Genomic DNA, 17,231 nt, shown 5'->3' with positions numbered 1-17,231 from the left:
CACCACCAACAAATTTACCACCAGCATCAGCGCTAGTCACGGCCTTGGAAAAAGCATCAAGCATTGAATTCTCCTTAGTAAAGCTAATTCTGAAATATATGACTTAAATATAGTCACTGATATAACTATATAAAGCACTAGCAGTTTAAAATCTCATTTATGAGAAACAAAGTAATAAAACTTTATTATTAATAATATCAATTATAGTTAAAAGAATTAAAAGTTAATTTTTATTACTTTTGTTCTTGAATTGCTTGACAAATTTGCAAAAAATATTAAATGAATAAGACACCTCTGTTGTTTTGGTTATGGAGAGTATAGAAAACTACAAGATGTTAAAAAAATAACTTTCTAAAAATAGCTTGGAGAATTTTTCTGAAGGCATAATCTCCTAACACAAACTTGATACAAATTAATCCAATAGATAATTCATATCTTTGCATCTTGCTTGTTGTTTAAAATCAATTTATCAACAACTATTCAAAGAAAACCGAAATCTCAATTTATTTTATCAAAATAACATGGGTCGCGCAACCCCGCCTTTTAAGGCGAAATATTTTTGTAATTCTTCTCAAATCCCCGTTACAAAAATAACTTTTGTACGTCGCCCTACCGAAGGCTCCCTATCTGACTTCTGACTTCTGACTTCGTTAAGATTCTACATTATTGGCGAGTTGTTTTGTCCAGATATATTAGGTAAGCATTCAGCTATTAGTTGTCAGCTTTCAGCTCTAATAAAAGGGTTTTAATGAATATAGACTGTTTCAGCCAGCTTTGTATGCGTAAATATAAATTATGATTCAATTAGTAAAGCTTTGATTTACAACTAAAAGCAATAGCTGAAAACTGAGATATGAGGACTAAATACTTACTATATTAGAGTTAACAGTAAGGTAAAAATTAAGTATTCAGCAGTCAGCTATTAGCTTTTAAAGTAATAAATTACTAAGATTAACTGATGATCTTGTTCTTTATATTTAACTTTTTGGATACTAATTTCTCCTTTCAAAATAATGAGTTAATAACTCATGGATGAAAGCTGATATATGATGGCTGAATGCTTACACAGTAACCATCATTTTTTGAGATTTTTAAAAAATTAGAGATGTTTTTATAGAAGATTTTTATAAAGCTTTTAGCAGGAGTTGAAGTCTAGATTAGGTCATTTCAGTTATCAGTTATTAGTTAACAGTACCTCCTTCTGAAGTAGTAAGCTTGTAAGCATTCAGCAGTTAGCTATCAGCTATAGCAATATGATTTGAGTTGTGAGATATTGGAAATTTTAGGCAACAGGCAACAGCTCCGGAAGGCAACAGAGAAGAAGAAAAAAACATATCATATAAATGCAATAATTCCTATATTCTGTACTTTTAAGGAACACTTCAATTCTCACAACTGATTCCTGATTGCTATATTAATTTTGAGGAAGATAAAAGCAACCTTTGAAATTGAGTTTGAATAAAAGTTAATGGCAAAGTCCACGGACTAAACCTTAGAAGTAATTACTCATTATTAATTGCTGAAGAGCGTAGTTCCTCCGGAGGAGGCTAGCTGACTACTAATAGCTGTTTGCGCAGCATTCCGCAGGAAATGCTTACGAAGCTTGAAATACTGAAGTTTATTTTTTTCATCCCCTGAGAAGGGAAGGCTTGAGACCTTACTTTTTGGTCATAAAAAAACCTGGCGTTGCTGAATTAAGGTATGATTTGGAAAAAGAGCGATCGCGCTCACTATAAAATAATTTATATTATTTGAATAAGGAGTTGGCACATCTCTAAATTTTAGAAGCGTGAATTAATAATTGAATAGAATATTTGAGCATTTCTTCAGACTTAGAATAGCAAAGAGTTTGACGATGTAACCTTGCTAAATAATGTCTTAATAAGCGTATTTTCACCAACAAAATCGAACCATGTATGTTTTACTAATAATTTGATCTCCATCACTGTTTAAAATTTGGGTAAACTTTCCATCCATCTGTCACATAAAAATAACATTTCCATTTACTAATAACTTCCCGCCCTGGGAGCAAAAGTTTTGGCACTATGGTCTCCTAAAACCCATCCCAAAATACCCTGTTTAAAGTGGTCTACTGCAGCTCCTGTGCCAAATTTTGTTTTTTTTGAGCATACCATAGTTTCTAATTCATCTAATTCTCCTACTTCAGGAGTTTCCTGTGGATCATAACAATCAGGTAAGAGTTTCCCTACTTGTTTGACCCAATTAATAATTGTGGTATGATGCACTTTCTTGACTCTTTCAATACCTCGCTCATCCCATACCATTGATATACATTTTTAGACATTCTTGTTTAAGAGCTTGAGAGTAACCTCTACCAGGTTCATAACATTCTATGAATTGTCGGCCACAATGGACACAAATATAGTTTTGCTTTCCTTTTTATGACCATTTTTATTGATATGATCTGATTTACATTCAGGACATTGCATAATTTTGAATTCTAATAAGTTGACTTTTTTGGCGATCGCTCTTTTCCCAAATCATACCCTAATTCAGCAACGCCAAAAACCTTTATAGCTGTAGTTTATCCCATTTTTTATATTTATAGAAGTTGAAAGAAAGGGTGCCAGCATATAAAAAATTTAAAACTCAGACAACGCAATATTTTTCCTTCTTCCTTATGCTATACTCCTCATTCAATCTCTCCTAACCTTTGCTTCATTTGCTATAAAAAAATATTATTAATTAAACGGATATGATATAAACTGACACTAACAGCTTTCAGTGTAGGCTTTTGTTGCAAACTGCTATATGATTTATTAAAGAAACTAATTAAGTGTTGATTGTAATTAACAACAGAAAAAATGGATAAGCGTTTTTTTAATATATTTCCCGGATTAAGTGAAGAAAAAGCCATTTCTTTATTAGAAACACCACTCGAAGAATTAGAAGACAAATCCGATCGCTATATTGCAGCAAGTCATTTAGTCAACTTTCCAAGCGTTCGTTCAATCAATGTCTTAATCAAAACTCTACAAGATAAAAACCCAATTCTAGAACATAAAATTGCCAGACGTAAAGCGATCGAAACATTGGGACGTTTAAATGCAACATCAGCACTACCTGCAATTAGAGCTTGCTTAAGTGACGAAGACTGTTACACTGTAGAAAATGCTGTCTGGGCAATTGGCGAAATAGGAACTGAAGATTTAGAAATTCTTGCAGAAATTGCTCAGTTGTTGGAAAAACCCGATCAAAGTTATCGTTTGATTATTCAGGTGTTAGGAAAATTTAACTATAAACCTGCAATAGATAAGATTCAAAAATTTACAGCATCTGATGACGAACCTATTGCTAGTGCAGCGATCGCTACTGTTTGTCGTTTAACAGAGGATTATTCCCAGATGACAAAAGTGGTAGAATTTTTAGAACACTCAAATGTTAATGCTAGACGGGGCTGTATTCAAGACCTAATCGATACTAAATATTATCCATCTATTCCTAATATTGCTAAATGCCCAGTTTCCATGGTTTTTCGTCTCCGGGGAATTAGACTCCTAGCAGAAACAGGTATACCTACAGGTAAAATTAACTTTTCTGAAATCGAACCCTATTTAGATTTGGTAGTTCGTGACCATCCCAATGATTTAGAATTAGTCCATGAATACGACCAAACTCCTACTTTAGAATTTGCGATTCAAGAATTATACAGTACAGATTTTGGTAGATGTTATCTGGCTGGCAAAACCCTTTTAGAGACTTACTCAGAAATTGCAGGTGCAGCGTTAATGGCAACCTTTGCAGAAAGCGCTCATAATGATTATGGTGCTCACTATCATGTAGTCAAGCTTTTGGGTTTGCTTAAATATGTTGATGGTTATAATTTATTGGTAGAAGCATTGCATAACACAGCGCCTCAGTTTCAGAAGTCTCGTGGTGCTGCTGCACTTGCTTTGGCTAATTTAGGAGATGAGAAGGTTATACCTTTACTTAGGGAGACTATTAGTAATACAAGAATTTTTGATTTGAAATATGCTTGTTTGTTGGGGTTAAAGCAGTTAGGGGATAGTCAAGCTGGTGATTTAGTTGCGAATGACTCAGATTTATTGATTCAAGCTAAAGCAAAAAATATGATTTGATCGGGACCAGGACTTACGCAAAGGTAATATATATAGAGTCTAAAAACTATAACGTTATAGTTTTGATATATAGAACCCCTAAACAGACCTATTTAAAAATAGACGGGCAGATGGGGTGATTGGTAGATAGGGGGATGGGGTAGTTTTATTACCTCAGCTCAACCTATTAAATATCGAGAATTGATGATGTACAAAACTATAACGTCTTAGTTTTTGTATAGAACCCTGATGGTAGCTATATAATTATGGTGTAAGAGTCTTTAATTGATGATGTACAAAACTATAACGTCTTAGTTTTTGTATAGAACCCTGATGGTAGCTATATAATTATGGTGTAAGAGTCTTTTTGGGCATCAATGAGTGAGGAAAAATCTTCTGTTGGTGTGTTAAATTTTTTGTATTATTTCTCCCCACATCTTCCCTCGAACCTCTTCCCTCTTACCTATTACCTCCAGTATAGCTGTCTCCAGTATAGCTGTCTCAAGGGTGACATCTCCCACACTAAGCTGAGGCTATAGTGTGGGCTTCTCGTTTCGTAGCCCCGGTATCCCGTCGAGCTCCACGAGCTTTAAGGACGGAATGCCCTACCGCCCTATTTTTGATATTTATCGCCGCATTCAAGTCGCGGTCTATTACTATGCCGCAGTGCGGGCAAGAATGGGTTCGTATGTTTAATTCTTTCTTGACTTTTTCACCACAATTTGAGCAATCTTGGCTAGTATTTTTGGGGTTCACTGCTATGGTTTTCTGTCCAGCATTTTCGGCTTTGACAGCAAGAATAGACAGGAATTGGCCCCATCCAGCATCATTAATTGATTTACTCAAACGGGTTTTTGCTAGCCCTTTAATGTTTAAGTTTTCATGGGCGAAAACTTCAGCTTTTGATAACAATTCATTGGCTGTTTTAAAATGAAAATCTTTACGCTTGTCAGCTACCTTTTTATGTTGTTTAGCCACAGCTAGAAGAGCTTTTAACCATCTTTTGCTGCCTTTTTTCTTTCGAGATAAACGTTTCTGTAAAGTCTTTAATCGCTTCTGAGATGAGCGATAATATTGAGGAATGGGAACCGACTCTCCGTTACTTGTTACCAAAAAGTCTTTTAACCCCATATCTATTCCCAAAGTATTTTCTGAGGTAGGTTTAACTTCAGTTGTGAACTGAGGAACCGACTTATCTTCTAGGGATAGCGTCACATAATAACCATCAGCTTTGCGACTAATACTAACAGTTTTAATTTGAAATCCTTCTGGTATTGGTCGATGCTGAATCAACTTTACCTTACCAATTTTGGGCAAGTTGATCTTGTTTCCTTCAATGCAGTCTTGCTTGATTTGAGGATAACAAAAGCTTCGATAACGTCCTTTTCCCTTAAACCTTGGTTTCCCTAATCTAGTTCCATTTTTATCTGCTGTAAACCATCTATCAAAGGCAAGTTTTACCCGTTTAATGCAATCCTGTAAAACCTGAGAATGAATTAGCTTGTAGGAAGGAAACTTGTCTTTGGTATTGACCAAATCTCGTTTTTGAGAATAATAATCTGGATTATTTCTGAGTTGAGGAATTGGCATCACCAAGGGGCAAGCGTTAACTGGACAACGATTTTCTTCCCACCACGAGAACCGCTCCCCTAACCTATAGTTGTACTGCCGACACAACAATTCCAGCCACAACTCTATTACTGCGGCTTGTTCTTTGTTGGGCAATAACTTGTACTGGTAAGCGGTTCGCATATCTACTTTAATTTGGTGTATGATTTTATTATAACACTATTGCAACTATTATGCAATCAGATTTTGTATCAAGTGGCCGTTCAGTGTCAGATTTAAAGGCCCATTTAGTTTTAACAACAAAGTACAGGAAAGATGTTTTTACGGCATCAATGCTGACTCGCTTAAATGAAATTCTTGAAGAATTATTAATTAAATGGGAATGCAAATTAATAGAATTTAATGGGGAAGAAAATCATGTTCACATTTTGTTTCAGTACCATCCCAACGTCATGTTAAGTAAGCTAGTTAATAACGTCAAAACAGTCACAAGCAGACGGTTAAGAAAAGAATTTGCAGAACAAATTAATGCTATTTACTGGAAAGATATTTTATGGAATGGCTCTTATTTTATTGCTTCTTGTGGCGGGGTGACAATTTCTACTTTGAAAAAGTATATTGAAAACCAGAAAACACCAGAATAGTATTGCCAATAAGTAGGCATCGAGCCTACTTAATTGACCACCGATTCATCTGACACCAAATTAAAAATTATGGTGTGAGGCTTCTCGGCAGTCTAGCTAAAAAATTTAATATTTATGAAGATACCACTAAGGGGTTCTATATGTAGTCTCTGCGTAAGTCCTAAAAATATTAACAGAGATTAGAAGTATGATACATTAGAAGTTTTGTAGATATTTGTTGTTATCTAGGATAGTCTATCAAATTAGCCTTTAGCAAACAGCAGTTAAGGTTTAGAACCTCTCGTTTGGCCTTTAAAACCTCTCGGTTGAGGTTTGAAACCTCTAAAATCTTACTTTTGACTTTTGACTTTATGTATCGACCTAAGTGACCCTAAATTCTCAATTTTCCAGGAATACTAATGATGAGAGCGCGTGAGATATTGCAGGAATATGAAAAAGGTAGACGAGATTTCCGAGGTTTGAGTCTTCGGGGTTTATCTTTTAAGGGAAAAGATTTATCTGGAGCAGATTTTAGTGGAGCGGATATTCGAGGTACTAATTTTCGAGGTGCGAATCTGAGGGGTGCTAAATTTTTTGGAGCTAAGGCAGGATTACAAAAGCGTTGGGCAGCAGTTCTGTTTGTTGTTGCGTGTGCTTTGGTCGTAATTCCAGCTTTTTTTATTTTGTTCAGTTTACTTTTTTTATGGCGAATATACAACTTAGATAATCTAGAACAGCAGAATACTGCTTTAGTAGCCTTAGCTTTACTTATTATATTTTGGGCAACAATTATTCATCATGGAGTACCTCGCGTCAACCTAATCGCAGCCTTCACCTTCGGGGTCGTCCTTTCTGAAGACGGATTCGTCGCCTCCGTATTTGTCGCTACTGCAGCCATAGCTATGTTCGTAGCCTTTACCGGAGTCCTTGCAGTTGCTGGAGACTTCGGGGTTGCTGGAGTCCTCGGGGTTGCTGGAGTCATAACCTTCGCCGGAGCCACCGTTGCACCCGGGCTCTTCGACCAAACCTTCGCAGTCACTTTCGCCTTTGCCCTTACTGGACTCCAAATAATGTTAAGTTATCACATTGCTTATGAAGCAATTAAAAGAGATGAAAAATATGCTCTAACTCGTGGCATAGCTATTGCCTTTGCTGCAATAGGTGGAACTTCTTTCACAGATGCAAATTTAACTGATACTGATTTCACTAAAGCTACTCTCAAAAGTACAGATTTTACAGGAGCTGACATAACCCGTACTTGTTGGAAAAACACAATAAAACTAGACCGCATACGACCAGGAACAACCTATCTAAAAGAGCCTAAAGTCAGAGAGTTAGTTAGAACAGGTCAAGGAAAAAATCAAAACTTCAATCGCTCAAACTACCTTAAAGGAGTCAATCTCCAAGGAGCAAACTTAACTAATGCCAGTTTCATAGAAGCCAATCTCAACTCAGCCAACCTTCAAGATGCTGACCTTTCCCGTGCTAAGTTAGTAGGAACTTTTCTAGATCGAACTGACCTCACAGGAGCAACCTTAACCGGAGCTTTTATTGAGGACTGGAGGATAACCAGAAGAACTAAACTAGATCGTATCAAGTGTGATTATGTCTATATGCGCTTGCCCCCAGAAAAACGACCTGAATTTCTCAAGCTTACTCCTCAAGAAAGTCTTAATGATAACCCTCTCCGTCAACCTGCTGATTGGGGAAAGAATTTTGAGGAAGGTGAATTTGTGGATTTTATTACTCCGATGGTAGAGATACTAAACATCTATCACAACCAAGCAGTAGACCCCCGAATAGTTGCATATTCATTTCGGAAGCTACAGGAAAACCATCCAGAGGCAGAATTAGAAATTATTTCTATGGAAAAGCGAGGGAAAAATCGTCAAGGATTATTGATAAAAGCTGAAACGACACCTCAAGCTAACCATTCAGTTTTACATTCTGAATATTTTAATACTTATGACAGTCTAGAAGCACTTTCACCGGAACAACTTAGATTGCTTTTGGCAGAAAAGGAAAAATATACAAAAAAACTAGAAGCTTGGGTAGATAAAGCATTTAATCGGTCTGGTGGTGTTAATATAGAAAATTATAGTAATAAAGGAGATACAAATATGCCAGAAAGTATAGGAGATAAAATTGATATTAGAGAAAACTATGGAATTGGAAAAGACGGAGAAATTCGAGCAATTCGTGGTGCAGTTGGCAACAAAGGAGAAATTTATGGTTTAGCTGATAGCCAAGGAGAAATTAAAGACTCAAAAATTGCTCGAAATATTTATGAAGCTCAACAAAAAACATTAGCTGAAACAGCAGCAGAAATTCAACAACTTCTCAAACAATTAGAACAATCAAATCCTACAGAAACTACAGCAGATAAAATGGCAGTAGTTGCTCAAGCTGTTGAAATTGTAGAAAATAACCCCACATTAAAACAGCGAGTAATAGGAGCATTAAAATCAGGAGGAACAGAAGCATTCAAAGAAGCTCTAGATAATCCAGTTGCTAATATTTTAGTAGCAGCTTTTCAAGGTTGGATTGAACCATAAAATCCGTCACTAATTATGAGGAGCAAGCTCTTCCATATTTTTAACAAATTAGTATTACTCACAATCAAAATAACAAGTAATTTTTCTGGAAATTAAACTAATAATTCCTTTATTAACAATAATATTACAGGAAATTGAACGACTTACTATAGAATAAAAGTTTCAAATCATTACCAGAAAATTTTGGTCTAAAGCCTCCCCTTTTAAGGGGATATAGTCATTTAACTTTAGATTGAGACAAAGCTTTCTGACTCTGAGGAAGTTTCAGACGAAAAAACGTCTCATTTTTAAGTTAAACAACTATAAAAAAGAGAATATTTCATATTTTAAGCCTCTTGCTACAGCTAGAGGTACTGATAACTGATAACTGATAACTGATAACTGAAATTACCTATACTATAGAAAAATTGAAGCGTCAGACAATATAATACTATTTATCTTTATTACTGCTATAAACAAATTATCAATATGCCACACTTAATTCGCAAACTTTTCATAACAATCCTTTTATTATCTGTATTTTGCTTGAGCAACCCAGTAACAGTAATAGCTGCCACTCAACCACAGAATATTACCCCCACTCAATTAGAAGAATTAGAAAATCTATTTGATAGAGCCTTAAACGCCAGTAATAACGGTGACTTTGCCAATGCCGAAAATTTATGGACTCAAATCCTAGAACAATATCCCGATAATCCAGCAATTTTGAGCAACAGAGGTAATATTAGACTTAGCCAAAATAAAATAGAAGAGGCAATATCTGATTATCAAAAAGCAATAGAAATTTTTCCTAATGCTCCAGACCCTTATCTAAATCGTGGTATTGCTTATGAAAGACTAAATAAATGGTCAGAAGCGATCGCTGATTATAATCAAGTTATAGAATTAGACCCTGAAGATCCAGTTGCCTACAATAACCGTGGTAATGCTGAAGGAGGGCTGGGAGAATGGGAAAAAGCGACCGAAGATTACAAAAAAGCTTCTGAATTAGCTCCTGAATATGCCTTTGCTCGTGCCAATTATTCTCTAGCTCTTTACCAAATTGGACAAACTCAGGAAGCAGTAAAAACCATAAAAAGTCTGGTTCGTAAATATCCTAACTTTGCTGATATGCGGGCAGCATTAACTGCTTGTCTCTGGCAACAAGGCAAAAAAGGAGAAGCGGAAAGTAACTGGGTAGCTGCTGTAGGATTAGACCCCCGGTATCAAGACCTTGATTGGGTAGCTAATATTCGTCGTTGGCCTCCTAAGTTAGTTAATAATTTGGAAAAGTTTATTAACCTAAAATAGTTGACTAAATTTACTTGTTTCCCAGACAAATGTCTGGGAATATGTAGTATAGTAGTTGCCAGGATAGTTAGAACATTCTCAAACCTTTAAATTTCCTTACATCCAGAATTCTAAATTCTAAATTCTGAATTCTAAATTCTCATTGTGGTAACCATCCTGCACTAAGAAGTATAGTTAAACCCATAAAAAGTACAGAAAAAGTCCAAGTAATCCTATTCAAAGTTATCTCTGCACTTTTGGTGCTAGTAAACAATTGAGCTTGTCCACCAATACCACCAATTCCATCACCTTTGGGGCTGTGTAACAATACAAATACAACAATACCTATAGCCGATATAATCCAGATAATTTCTGCAAGTTGAACAACATTCATAGTTTTTAATTCGTTAAAAAATCCAATAATTTCACTGATCTTGAGGGAGATAATTTTTAGAAAACAAAGCTTGACTTAGAAGTTTAACTAGCTATCAGCTTATAGCAGCTCTGGGTAAAAATCCCTGGCTGCTTATCAGTAGGATGGCCTTCGGAGGAGTTGAAATCTCTTTTCTGTTCCGGAATGCTCCGCTATCCGAGGAAGTCTCAAACAAAATCTACCGATCACTGTTTGCGCAGCATTCCGCAGGAAAAGCTGACCACTTCTTGAAAAATCTCCTTTTGTTTTCCATTACCGAAAAATTGTGGTTTAAAGCCTCCTCTTTTTTGTAATGTGATAAAAAGAAAAATTTTCCTTTGAGTCAATCCTATCCGTTTTAAAGGAGAGGTAATAATTGATAATTAATAATTGATAATTAATTATTAATTGTTGAACTGTCTCCTACCTGCCTGACTGACTACAAACCCACTCGTACAGGAGTACGATCTTGTTGAATATCATATCCAGCATTTTCAATTATTGACCTTCCAGTCATCTCAGGAGGTTGGGGCAACTTTAGAATTTCCAAAATAGTTGGTGCTATATCTGCTAAACAGCCATCTTGTCGTAAAGGCACCTCAGTGCCATGACCGGGAATTTTTCGCCCCTCTCCTTCTATGAGTATAAATGGCACAGGATTTGTAGTGTGAGCTGTCCAAGGACTTCCTTGTTCGTCCCACATATATTCAGCATTACCATGATCAGCAATGATGATTGCTGTGCCACCTACTTTACTAATACTATCTAAAAGTTGTCCTAAACAATGGTCAACTGTCTTAACTGCATTCACTGCCGCATCCATAACCCCAGTGTGACCTACCATGTCAGGGTTAGCATAATTAATCACAATGAGAGAATAGATTTGTTTTTCCACAGCAGCGATCGCTACTTCTGTCACTTCTTCTGCTGACATTTCTGGTGCTTCATCATAATGAGCAACCATTGGACTTTGAATCAATTCTCGGTCTTCTCCTTCAAATGGTTGTTCTAAACCTCCATTGAAAAAGTAAGTTACATGAGCATATTTTTCAGTTTCAGCAGTGCGGAGTTGACGGAGACCATGCTGAGAAATTACTTCTCCAAGAATATTATTTAAGTTTTGAGGCTTAAAAGCCACTAAGACGGGCAAACTAGGGTCATATTGAGTAAAAGTTAAAAATGTCAATGGTTGAATTTTCTGGCACTCAAACCCATTAAAATCTGGTTCTACAAAAGCTTGAGTCAATTGACGGGCACGATCTGGACGAAAATTAAAGAATATTACTCCATCTCCAGGTTCTATAGCTCCAGGGGATACTCTAACTGGGATGACAAATTCATCTGTTATACCCTCAGTATAAGACTGCTGTAGTAAATCAGAAGCAGAACAACCTACTCCATAACCGTCTGTGGTCATCACTTCATAAGCTTTTTGAATTCTATCCCATCGTTTATCCCTGTCCATTGCATAGTAGCGACCACTAATAGTTGCAATGCGTCCTACACCACTTTGTTTAATGTGATATTCTATTTGTTTGAGTGCCTGGACTCCTGATTTTGGATTTGTATCACGTCCATCAGTAATAGCATGAATACAAACATCAGAAATTCCTTTTGCTTTAGCCATGTCCAGTAAACCTAATAAGTGGTTTACATGAGAATGAACTCCTCCAGGGGAACATAAACCCACTAAATGAAGTTTGGAATTACGTTCACTAACATCTTGACAACATTTAACTATGTCTTGATTTTGAGCAATTGACCCATCTTCTACTGCATCAGATATTCTTACCAACTCCTGGGGTACAATTCTCCCTGCACCAATATTTAAGTGACCAACCTCCGAATTGCCCATTTGGCCTTCTGGTAAACCTACTGCCTTCCCAGAAGCTTGAATCAAAGTTCTAGGATATGCTTGCCAAAGGCTATCAATTATAGGTGTTTCACCAACAGCAATGGCATTTCCTTCTTTTTCTTCTCGATAACCCCAACCATCTAGAATAATTAGTACAACCGGAGATATAGAAACTGTGCCCATGATTTTTTTCCTTTTATACCTAATCTCGGTTCTATAATGACTAAATTCAACATACTACAATTAAGTAGATTTTTATCTAAAATCTCTATTAATATCTACTTAATTTATGTGAGTAGACCAGTCTTAAGAGTTATCAAGTCAACAGTAATATTTTTAACAGGTTTGTAATTGACAATCACTATTGAGCGATCGCTCATCAGTTAACTGTTTCCCACTCCAGTTGATAGGAAAAATTGAATAGGATATCAACTAATTCCCATTGATATTTGAGATTTTAGAGTCTTTGTTTCTAGTTTCCCCAAATATTATTTTCTTTGTATCAGTTGGGTTTTACAGTTTAAACTTTGAACCATTTGCTAATAGCTTTTACCCAATAAATGATAAATGTTTGCTGATTCAATGAAATTTTTAGCTAAAGATACTAGATCGTTCAAATCATTTCTTAATTTCACTTTAATTGTATTAATATAAATAATATTGAATTAACTTGATATTAGCATGAATTTGATAATTAAGGGGGGTTCAAAGGAAATAGCTTCAGAAGGCAATAGAGAAAAAGTATAACTCACTATAAATCAATAAGTTATCGCTCAAACTAATAGAATTTTTTTAAATTATAGAAAGTAATCTAAATAAATATCCTGATTTTTTTTTAAGAATTTAATTTTGGTATACCTAGTTCACAATTAATATTAGCTTTACTGTATGTAGTGTTTTTATTTGCTCTGTAAATTATAGATTGAGTTTTTTAGAAAAAAAAAGCGCGCCGATTGAGTACCTTATATTTATATTTGTATTTGTTACTGTTTAATGCTGTTTTCCCTTCTTTACTATTCTCTCCATACCTTTGTTTATAGCACTTAGAGGTTGTTTGTAAAGAATTATGAAGTATTTTTACCCCTCGGAAATTGGGTATTGCGGACTGCAAAGTCTAGGATAAATAACTAAGTTTTTACAGTTTAAAGGGCGATATAGCTGTCACTAGGCTCCGTCAACTCTTTACTTTACAAAACTTTACAAACAGTTTCTTAGTCTCTATATGCCGCCTCAAAACGCTATAGTTATTGATGTCCGATCAAAAAACTGAAAAATATGGTATTATTTCTTCTTTTGTGGGGTTAATAACCCCACCGTCACTTCCTATGCTTAAAATTGCTTGGGGTTATAAGACACTGAGTGGCCGATAGTTGACTATCCCAATGAATTTTCCCTTCTGCCTTCTTCAATGACCTTGAACTATTTTGACTACTCCCCTGACTGAAGCCTAAGAGCTGATTTATAAAGTAAATATTAAGAGGCTGATTCTCTTACAGGACAGAGGTTTTGCCGATTTTGGGTCAGTAAACCAGAAATTCCTGAGACTTAGATAGCATAAGAGTTTTAGCTCAGTTTATAAATCAGCTCTAAGGGATTCTAAGTTGATACTACGCAACACCGTTAACAAAGTCAGAAGTCAGAAGTCAGAAGTCAGAAGTCATATCATGTCCGGTTGAATAATTAGACTTTGGTGGAAGGAAAGCAGCTATGCTGGAGGCAGGAAGCAGAAGGCTTTCTCCTATTATCACCTTAATTTTATACACACTCCGATGCTACCGGACATAATATCAGAAGTTATTTTTGTAACGGGGATTTGAGCAAGGCTCCAAAAATATTACGCCTTAAAAGGCGGGGTTGCGCGACCCTTATGATTTTGATAAATCCTTGTTGCTTTGTTTCTCCTTAGCTGAAATACACTCTCTGGGGACAAGTCAAAGGTAAACATTTCCTCCGGAATGCTGCGCAAACAGCCGTCAGCTATTAGCTAGCCTCCTATGGTCGGAACTGCGAACTTCAGCTATTAATTTTGGGGAAGTTCATTAATTGATAATTGATAATTGATAATTACCTCGGTTTTTAACCGCTACGGAATTGAATATAAGGAAATATTATTTCTTTATTTCCCCGATCAAGGGAGGCTTCAAGGCGCGAATTATTTAATTATTAATTATTAATTATTAATTATTCGGTAAAAATAATTGAGAAATTGAGACAGAATAAAAGTTACTGTTCAAGTCCCCTTCCTAAACCTGAGAAGTAATTAATAATTACTAATTGCTGAAGAGCGTAGTTCCTCCGGAGGAGGCTAGCTGGCTGCTAATAGCTGAATGCTTACAGTCAAAGTGCTCCTACACAGTCGGCTTAAGTCTAAACTTAGCTTTGCGGCTTACTTTTCTAATAATATTTGCAGCCCCATTACAGTCTGCATTAATCAAGCAATTATTAGCACTTCTATACAAACCACGCTGTCTTGATGCAGTCGCTCATGGGGGAAACCCCCTTTGGCGGCGCTACATCGCTTTATTCTTTTTCCTGGCGGTTTCCAATCATCGGCCCGTAGGGTTGGTGCTTCCTTGCTCGGAACCTGAGTCCGAGCACCAGCACCGAGTTTTTCACCATAATTAGGCAGATAGTCACCATCTAAAAATGAAGGGGCGAATGCCATTCGCCCCTTCAAGTATAACTTTCCTCAGTTTCTATCAAAATAATTCCATATTCAGATCACAATTGAGCTATTCTTTCTTTAAGTCTAACTGTAGGAATTGGTACAAATTATGAATTCTTTTTATGACCTAATTTTATTTGATTTTTCTGGCTTTTATTCCACCCAAAAACAATTGTACCAAGATGATGCTCTCAACAATGGTTAATTACTATCCTGGCTGCTTTATTTACCCCCAAATCGGATTTAGCAGTTACGTTTTTCAGTAATGGCAGCTAGTTGATTTGACCAAAATCCTAAAGGTTTATTTTCTTTGATAGTTGATACCTGTTTGTTTTACCAACTCACCCCTATCCCCTCCCGGGAGGAGAACTAAAAGGGTGGGTGTTTACCATCTACAACCCGCGCTCGTACCGACATTAGATACACAAGTCAACCAATTATTGACACCATGGTCAATTCCTAATACATTTTCTTGATTTAATTGAGGCTTAACTACTTCTTTTTTATAGACAAATTCATAGTAAAAACATCTATTGATTGGTATGATTATCAGGTATTTAAGAGCATTAAATTCGATATTACTCGGCTTATGAATATAAAAGCAATTCTTACCAAATCAGCGTTTACAGGTATTACAAGCGTGGTACTCTAATTTGATTACCTTTGAGCTTTAACGCTTGAGCCGGATAACTAACTTTAGCTAATATTCCTTTTCCTTTCTTTCTATAGTTAGGTATTCTGGGTCTGTCTGCAATTTTATCTGAACTATAGGCTTTAACTAGACCATAAATTAAGACCTAAATGATTCAGCTACATTTCTCAATACTTGTTGTGCTGCAAAAGAGATGTAAAACTTTATAGTGGTTGTTGTTTTTGTAGACCTTTTCTAAGTAAAACTTACCAATACCTTTTCTCGACTTAAAATATAATTGCCGACCATAATATATTCCCATGTTAGTTAGCTTGTGAGATTGTTCACATAAAAATGTTAAAGTTGCAATTAATTCAGGATTTTTACCTACTAAAACTTGTTGACAACAGTACATTTCAAAAAGGCGTTGGAAAACTTATTGTGCATTACAATATCATAGGAAAACTAAAGTGTAAGCATTTCCTGCGGAATGCGGAGCTAACAGCTATTAGCAGTCAGCTATCAGCTATCATGATGAGGTTTTAATGAATATAGACTGTTGAGCGCCAGCTTTTATAGTTAGTAGTCGTGTAAAAATAACTTGAACAGTTTTTTTAATGGAAGCGATATTTCAGAATTTATCTCAGATAAAATTTGTACAACTTATTCTTACATGGCTCCTTAAGTATAAATTCTGCCTAAATTAGTAAAGCTTTTATCTAAAACTAAAAGCAATAGCTGATGGCTAATAGCTGACAGCTGAATGCTTACACTAAAGTTGCCTAGTCTAAACGACTCCCTTGTTTTCATCCCCCAGTTAAAACACGAGGGCTTTCAACAGAAGCTATCTGGTAAAATTTATTAAAAGGTCAACAAAATTTCAAATGAACAAAAAATTCTTATATTTCGTCAGCATAGGAATATTAGCCTTCTGGATATTTAGAGGTGAATCTGTAGCATTTAATGATGAAGATACGCAACTAATGGCATTATCAGATTCTACCAGTTTTTCTAACCAAATCCTAGCTCAAGTTCCAGATGCTCCATCTTCTAATTCACAATCACAATCCACCATTCCATCAGCAGAAGTTCCAGAAAAGTCCAATACAGTTGCTAACTTAATCCAATCTACCGACCCAGAGGAAAGAGAAAAAGTTTTACAGCAAAACTTAGGAAATGAGCAAGATACCACAGTTCAACCTTCTGAAACAATATCTGTTCCCAGAGGTAGAGACCCATTTTCTGTTGTTCCTGAAATACCAGTACCAGAAATAGCACCAGAAGAATCTTCCGTAGCCCAATTACCAGAAATACAAGGCCAACAACTACCAGGTCTACCGACTCTTCCTGAAACTACAGCCCCCACTACTTGGCGACAAAATGTTAGAAGGATAGTACCAAGCGATGATAGTCCAATTGTTGCTCAACAAAGACGAAGAAGACCATTACCATTATCTAATGGTTCACCATTTGAACAAAATACAAACTCATTTGTAGAACATGGTTGTTAACTCGATCGCAAAGGTAGTATGATTTTGCTAAATTTTTGCTACCCTTGACAATATTATGCTTT

10 protein-coding genes and 1 pseudogene are annotated in these 17,231 nt (G+C 35.9%); 5 read left to right on the top strand and 6 right to left on the bottom strand.

Translation table 11 applies throughout. The features are described from left to right. Nucleotides 1-1,668 precede the first annotated feature (1,668 nt). Nucleotides 1,669-2,450 (bottom strand): annotated as a pseudogene (locus SAGCYANO_RS29580) (IS1 family transposase). 375 nt (nt 2,451-2,825) lie between these two features. Between SAGCYANO_RS29580 and SAGCYANO_RS29575 the strand changes: the two are divergent. Beyond that, nucleotides 2,826-4,100 (top strand): HEAT repeat domain-containing protein, encoded by a 1,275-nt coding sequence (locus SAGCYANO_RS29575; RefSeq protein ID WP_202223329.1) that lies wholly within the window; start codon nt 2,826-2,828, stop codon nt 4,098-4,100. A gap of 501 nt (nt 4,101-4,601) precedes the next feature. On the opposite strand, the gene SAGCYANO_RS29570 is transcribed toward SAGCYANO_RS29575, so the two are convergent. Next, nucleotides 4,602-5,831, bottom strand: coding sequence for an RNA-guided endonuclease TnpB family protein (locus SAGCYANO_RS29570; RefSeq protein ID WP_202223328.1), 1,230 nt, complete (start codon nt 5,829-5,831; stop codon nt 4,602-4,604). A 50-nt stretch (nt 5,832-5,881) separates the two neighbouring features. On the opposite strand from SAGCYANO_RS29570, the gene tnpA reads away from it, so the two are divergent. The 3 genes from tnpA (at nt 5,882) to SAGCYANO_RS29545 (ending at nt 10,116) form a co-directional block, all read left to right on the top strand. Continuing rightward, nucleotides 5,882-6,292 carry an IS200/IS605 family transposase gene (gene tnpA, locus SAGCYANO_RS29565; RefSeq protein ID WP_202223327.1) on the top strand — a complete coding sequence of 137 codons (411 nt, stop codon included), beginning with the start codon at nt 5,882-5,884 and terminating at the stop codon, nt 6,290-6,292. A gap of 398 nt (nt 6,293-6,690) precedes the next feature. Then, nucleotides 6,691-8,826, top strand: coding sequence for a pentapeptide repeat-containing protein (locus SAGCYANO_RS45930; protein WP_237396832.1), 2,136 nt, complete (start codon nt 6,691-6,693; stop codon nt 8,824-8,826). 468 nt (nt 8,827-9,294) lie between these two features. Then, the gene (locus tag SAGCYANO_RS29545) at nt 9,295-10,116 is read left to right on the top strand and encodes a tetratricopeptide repeat protein (protein WP_202223326.1); all 822 of its coding nucleotides are present in this window, start codon (nt 9,295-9,297) and stop codon (nt 10,114-10,116) included. Nucleotides 10,117-10,255: 139 nt separating this feature from the next. On the opposite strand, the gene secG is transcribed toward SAGCYANO_RS29545, so the two are convergent. From secG to SAGCYANO_RS29525, 4 genes are all read right to left on the bottom strand, one after another. After that, nucleotides 10,256-10,489, bottom strand: coding sequence for a preprotein translocase subunit SecG (secG, locus tag SAGCYANO_RS29540; RefSeq protein ID WP_124147553.1), 234 nt, complete (start codon nt 10,487-10,489; stop codon nt 10,256-10,258). A 457-nt stretch (nt 10,490-10,946) separates the two neighbouring features. Then, nucleotides 10,947-12,545: a 2,3-bisphosphoglycerate-independent phosphoglycerate mutase gene (gene gpmI, locus SAGCYANO_RS29535; RefSeq protein WP_202223325.1), complete on the bottom strand. Its 1,599-nt coding sequence runs from the start codon at nt 12,543-12,545 to the stop codon at nt 10,947-10,949. Nucleotides 12,546-14,793: 2,248 nt separating this feature from the next. Continuing rightward, entirely contained in the window at nt 14,794-15,027 is a 234-nt protein-coding gene (locus SAGCYANO_RS29530; RefSeq protein ID WP_202223324.1) for a hypothetical protein, read from the bottom strand. An 806-nt stretch (nt 15,028-15,833) separates the two neighbouring features. Then, nucleotides 15,834-16,073 carry a hypothetical protein gene (locus tag SAGCYANO_RS29525; protein ID WP_202223323.1) on the bottom strand — a complete coding sequence of 80 codons (240 nt, stop codon included), beginning with the start codon at nt 16,071-16,073 and terminating at the stop codon, nt 15,834-15,836. 469 nt (nt 16,074-16,542) lie between these two features. On the opposite strand from SAGCYANO_RS29525, the gene SAGCYANO_RS29520 reads away from it, so the two are divergent. Continuing rightward, nucleotides 16,543-17,169: a hypothetical protein gene (locus SAGCYANO_RS29520; RefSeq protein ID WP_202223322.1), complete on the top strand. Its 627-nt coding sequence runs from the start codon at nt 16,543-16,545 to the stop codon at nt 17,167-17,169. Nucleotides 17,170-17,231: the final 62 nt, after the last annotated feature.

Source organism: Okeania sp. KiyG1 (assembly GCF_014132355.1).
In the GTDB taxonomy this organism is placed as follows: domain Bacteria; phylum Cyanobacteriota; class Cyanobacteriia; order Cyanobacteriales; family Microcoleaceae; genus Okeania.
Note: the sequence above shows the minus strand (reverse complement) of the source record. Positions and strands in the feature narration are given on the sequence as shown.

Coding starts and splice junctions, on each gene's coding strand:
- SAGCYANO_RS29520 (WP_202223322.1), top strand. CDS start 16,543: ATGAACAAAAAATTCTTATATTTCGTCAGCATAGGAATATTAGCCTTC.
- tnpA (WP_202223327.1), top strand. CDS start 5,882: ATGCAATCAGATTTTGTATCAAGTGGCCGTTCAGTGTCAGATTTAAAG.
- gpmI (WP_202223325.1), bottom strand. CDS start 12,545: ATGGGCACAGTTTCTATATCTCCGGTTGTACTAATTATTCTAGATGGT.
- SAGCYANO_RS29545 (WP_202223326.1), top strand. CDS start 9,295: ATGCCACACTTAATTCGCAAACTTTTCATAACAATCCTTTTATTATCT.
- SAGCYANO_RS29525 (WP_202223323.1), bottom strand. CDS start 16,073: ATGTACTGTTGTCAACAAGTTTTAGTAGGTAAAAATCCTGAATTAATT.
- SAGCYANO_RS45930 (WP_237396832.1), top strand. CDS start 6,691: ATGATGAGAGCGCGTGAGATATTGCAGGAATATGAAAAAGGTAGACGA.
- SAGCYANO_RS29570 (WP_202223328.1), bottom strand. CDS start 5,831: ATGCGAACCGCTTACCAGTACAAGTTATTGCCCAACAAAGAACAAGCC.
- secG (WP_124147553.1), bottom strand. CDS start 10,489: ATGAATGTTGTTCAACTTGCAGAAATTATCTGGATTATATCGGCTATA.
- SAGCYANO_RS29575 (WP_202223329.1), top strand. CDS start 2,826: ATGGATAAGCGTTTTTTTAATATATTTCCCGGATTAAGTGAAGAAAAA.
- SAGCYANO_RS29530 (WP_202223324.1), bottom strand. CDS start 15,027: ATGGCATTCGCCCCTTCATTTTTAGATGGTGACTATCTGCCTAATTAT.